The following is a 3,352-nucleotide window of genomic DNA, read 5'->3' on the forward strand; positions in this document are numbered from 1 at the left end:
GTTATGATAACGCCGGTCAATTACACACAGTGACTTACCCTGAGGTCAATCCCGAGCAACATCATGCTGAAAAAGTCGAGCAGTTTGATTATGACCCAACGGGCAATAAAATCAGTGAAACCCAAGCACTAGCCCCCACGCCTTTTCATGCCAATATCGCCAAAGGCAACCGATTAACCTTTTTTAGTGATAAACACTTTGAATATGACCGCTTTGGTAACTTAATTGCCGAAAAGCGCGGAAAAGACCACAGTCTAGTTACCCACTATCAATACGACTGCCGGCATCGACTTATCAAAGTGATTAAACCGACGGGGCTTATCATCACTTATACTTATGATGCCTTTAACCGTCGTACCAGTAAAACGGTAGACGGCAAAACCACCGAATTTATCTGGCAAGGTAGTCGGCTTATTGCCGAGACCGATAACGATAAACACTGGCAAAGCTACCTTTACGAGCCAGACTCTTACCGCCCATTAGCCCTTGTGCACGGCAATGCGCAGCAAGACAATATCAAACTCTACTGGTACCAAAACGACCACCTCGGCACACCCATAGCCCTTACCGGCAGCTTAGGTGACACGCTCTATGAATGCCAGTATAATGCCTATGGTCAGATAATAAACGAAACCTACCATCAGGACGATATAGATTCCCTGCCGAATAATCCGTTAAGGTTCCAAGGGCAATATTATGATGAGGAGACGGGGTTACATTACAACCTAAACCGTTACTATGACCCGTTTACGGGCAGATATATCACCCAAGATCCAATTAAATTAATGGGTGGCTGGAATTACTATCAATATGTGAACAGTGATCCCGTACAATGGGTTGATCCTTTAGGATTAATAAAAGGTATCGAAAATACTGGTTCTTTACATGAATTAGATCCTGTTGATAATCTTTTATATGGCTCTAGAGTAAATGAAAATTTACCAGGGGCTACAGGTATACCGATACCAAATCGGCCTACACCATTAGAGCTTGAGCTACTTAGTGAAAAACATGGCGTTGAATTTGCAGTCACATATAAATATGGTAAAGGAATGCATGGTCGTGGTGGGCAGTATTATTTGCATTCAGGAGAAAGAGCAAAAGTAACCATTCCATTAGAAAAAGATAGAATATTGGTTTATCATACACACCCACAAGGAACAGCTTATGCGAGCCCTCAAGATATGCAAATAATGTTACTTTTAGAAAGATTGGGATCACCACAGCGAAGTTCTCAAATTATTCCATCGGGAAAAGCTGTCATTCGCTTTAATGCTAAAAAAGGAAAACTTTAATGAATATTAATGAATTTAATTACTTATGGGATGGCAGTGAGCAAGGATGGTGTTTGATTAACTTAAGCGATAATCCAGCAAATCCCATTTATGTTATACAAAATATTATAACACATATGGCGTTAATTATTGAAGATGATGAAATTGCTCAGTTAGTTATAGATAAAATGTTAAAAGAAAACGTTACTATAAAAAAACTTTAGCTATAAAACATATCTATTTTTCGGATCATATTGTAAATTTGGATATAGAGGCAAATAGTAATTATGCATAAATTTTAGAAAAATTACTATTCTGAAAAGTGAAATAATCCTATTATACAAAGTGTCGCCTAATGGACAGCTTGCCGAAATCACCGGACATCAGCCACGCCGTTATCGTTATGATAACGCTGACCAGTTACACACCGTGACTTACCCTGAGGTCAATCCCGAGCAACATCATGCTGAAAAAGTCGAGCAGTTTGATTACGACCCAACGGGCAATAAAATCAGTGAAACCCAAGCGCTAGCCCCCACGCCTTTTCATGCCAATATCGCCAAAGGCAACCGATTAACCTTTTTTAGTGATAAACACTTTGAGTATGACCGCTTTGGTAACCTGATTGCGGAAAAGCGCGGGAAAAACCACAGTCTGGTTACCCACTATCAATACGACTGCCGGCATCGACTTATCAAAGTGATTAAACCGACGGGGCTTATCATCACCTATACTTATGATGCCTTTAACCGTCGTACCAGTAAAACGGTAGACGGCAAAACCACCGAATTTATCTGGCAAGGTAGTCGGCTTATTGCCGAAACGGATAACGATAAACACTGGTAAAGCTACCTTTATGAGCTAGACTCTTACCGCCCATTAGCCCTTGTGCACGGCAATGCGCAGCAAGACAACATCAAACTCTACTGGTATCAAAACGACCACCTCGGCACACCCATAGCCCTTACCGGCAGCTTAGGTGACACGCTCTATGAATGCCAGTATAATGCCTATGGTCAGATAATAAACGAAACCTACCATCAGGACGATATAGATTCCCTGCCGGATAACCCATTAAGATTCCAAGGGCAATATTATGATGAGGAAACAGGGCTTCATTATAACCTAAACCGTTACTACGACCCATTTACCGGCAGATATATTACTCAAGACCCACTTGGCATACTGGGTGGGTTAAATAGTTATCAATATGCCGGTAGTGATCCGATAAATTGGATAGATCCGTTAGGATTGATTAAGGTTGAAAATAATGGGTTTGAGGAGGTTGCTGGAGAGGGAGCCAAAAGCTTACAACAATTAGCAAAAACAGAAATGGACAATCTAGCTGCTCTATATAACAATAAAAACATTCATCCTAAAGATTTTACCATTTCAGTAAATGGTAAAATACTCGTCGCCGATAAAAATGTCAGTATTGGAGCACCGGTATTCACTGGAGCATCTGAGGCTGATGTTATGGCTTATTTTAAACGTCTATCTGGTGTTGATACTATGCCAACAGCAAAAATTATTCCGGGGAAAGGAACGATATATTCAATTAAGATCACAGAAGGTCCCAATGCTGGTAGTAATATTACGTTAAGAAATTTTTCCGAATCTGTAGCACAAACTAAAGCAAAATGGACTATAGATATCAAAAACCCGAGTATTAATATAAGGAAACAGAGTGGAGATGAAATTTCAATGAATTTTAAAAAAATTTATAATTCTATTTTAGAAAGTGCTTTTGGTTATTCAATGGGCACAATGTGGCAACATTTAGATAATTACACGAAAGATATAAAAATACCCTACGAAATAAGAAAAGATTTATTTTTTAGAATATTAGAAAAATTAATAAAAGATGGACATATTAGATTAGCTAGAAATGGAATTTTTTTATCTGGCACAATTGAAGAACAAATTAATTCTATTAAGAATATTTGGCCTCCTTACCCTCCCGATAACGAGGATGATGATCTAGATGATGTAGGTATGTGGTTCTATGTGAAATTAAATTGCGGCATTGTTTGGATTACCAGTAATGGTCAAGAGGTTTGGACTTAAATTAAAAAATT

General features: G+C 38.9%; 4 protein-coding genes. All 4 read left to right on the plus strand.

The window, feature by feature from the left end; all coding sequences use genetic code 11:
* Nucleotides 1-1,295 (plus strand): RHS repeat domain-containing protein (locus A9G40_RS13105; RefSeq protein ID WP_141675273.1); only part of this gene is annotated, 1,295 nt, incomplete at its 5' end.
* Nucleotides 1,295-1,498 carry a hypothetical protein gene (locus tag A9G40_RS13110; RefSeq protein ID WP_065583384.1) on the plus strand — a complete coding sequence of 68 codons (204 nt, stop codon included), beginning with the start codon at nucleotides 1,295-1,297 and terminating at the stop codon, nucleotides 1,496-1,498. The genes A9G40_RS13105 and A9G40_RS13110, both read left to right, overlap by 1 nt.
* A 121-nt stretch (nucleotides 1,499-1,619) precedes the next feature.
* The gene (locus A9G40_RS13115) at nucleotides 1,620-2,120 is read left to right on the plus strand and encodes an RHS repeat domain-containing protein (protein ID WP_065583385.1); all 501 of its coding nucleotides are present in this window, start codon (nucleotides 1,620-1,622) and stop codon (nucleotides 2,118-2,120) included.
* A gap of 42 nt (nucleotides 2,121-2,162) precedes the next feature.
* A complete protein-coding gene (locus A9G40_RS14465; RefSeq protein ID WP_081302269.1) occupies nucleotides 2,163-3,341 on the plus strand; it encodes an RHS repeat-associated core domain-containing protein in 1,179 nt (392 codons plus the stop codon).
* Nucleotides 3,342-3,352: the final 11 nt, after the last annotated feature.

This window comes from Gilliamella sp. Nev3-1, assembly GCF_001690435.1.
Lineage (GTDB): Bacteria > Pseudomonadota > Gammaproteobacteria > Enterobacterales > Orbaceae > Gilliamella > Gilliamella apicola_C.